An 894-nucleotide genomic window follows, 5' to 3' on the forward strand; every position below is an offset into this window, starting at 1 on the left:
CGCCAGTTCATTGCCGACGAGCCCGATATCCGGGTGGAAGGGGAAGCTGCCAGCGGCGACGAAGTGATGACGCGCCTGCGTGAGCTCGAGTTCGATGTCGTGGTACTCGATATCTCGATGCCCGATCGCAATGGCATCGACGTGCTCAAGCTGCTGCGCCAGCGGCATCCCGACCTTCCGGTGCTGATCCTTTCCACCTATCCGGAAGACCAGTACGCCATCAACCTGATTCGCGCCGGCGCGTCCGGCTACCTGACCAAGGAAAGCGCGCCTGACGACCTGGTCAAGGCGATCCGCACCGTGGCCCAGGGCCGGCGCTATGTCAGCGCGAACGTGGCGGACCTGCTCATTGGCGGGCTGGATAAGCCGACCAATCAGCCGCTGCACCAGACCTTGTCCAAGCGCGAGTTCCAGATTTTCTGCAAGCTTTCGCGCGGCCAGTCGGTCTCGGTGATCGCCGAGGAACTGTTCCTGAGCGTCAAGACGGTAAGCACGTACCGCTCGCGCATTCTCGAAAAGATGGGCATGAAGACCAATGCCGACCTGACCTACTACGCCATCAAGAACGGTCTGGTGGAGTAGGCGGCGCGGGCGCGATGCCCATTCCCCTGCGTTTGCTATCCTGCGTGGCCCGCCTCCGGATGCCGCCCGCGGTGGCCCTGCAAGCCGTGGATGCGGCGTTGCCGGAACGGAAATCCCCCGCCCGCGCGGCGCCGCTGTAGGACGGACGCCGATAGTTTCTCTCCATACTCTGTTGCTACCATTAAGTCATGTTGGATCAAGCCGCAGCCCCTTCGTATCGAGCGCTGCGGGTCCTGCTAATCGAGGACTCGGCGGTCTTGCGAGGTATGTTGCTTGAATACCTGAGCGCATTCCCGTTTGTCGAGACTGTCG

Annotated in this window: 1 protein-coding gene and 1 pseudogene; both read left to right on the top strand. The window is 62.2% G+C overall.

Translation table 11 applies throughout. The features are described 5' to 3' along the window. Positions 1–582 (top strand): response regulator (locus AC1DKD_RS41610; protein ID WP_477144783.1); only part of this gene is annotated, 582 nt, incomplete at its 5' end. 188 nt (positions 583–770) lie between these two features. After that, positions 771–894 (top strand): annotated as a pseudogene (locus AC1DKD_RS41615) (response regulator); the annotation flags it as partial.

The sequence above is a fragment of the Cupriavidus sp. 05T313 genome (assembly GCF_056396665.1).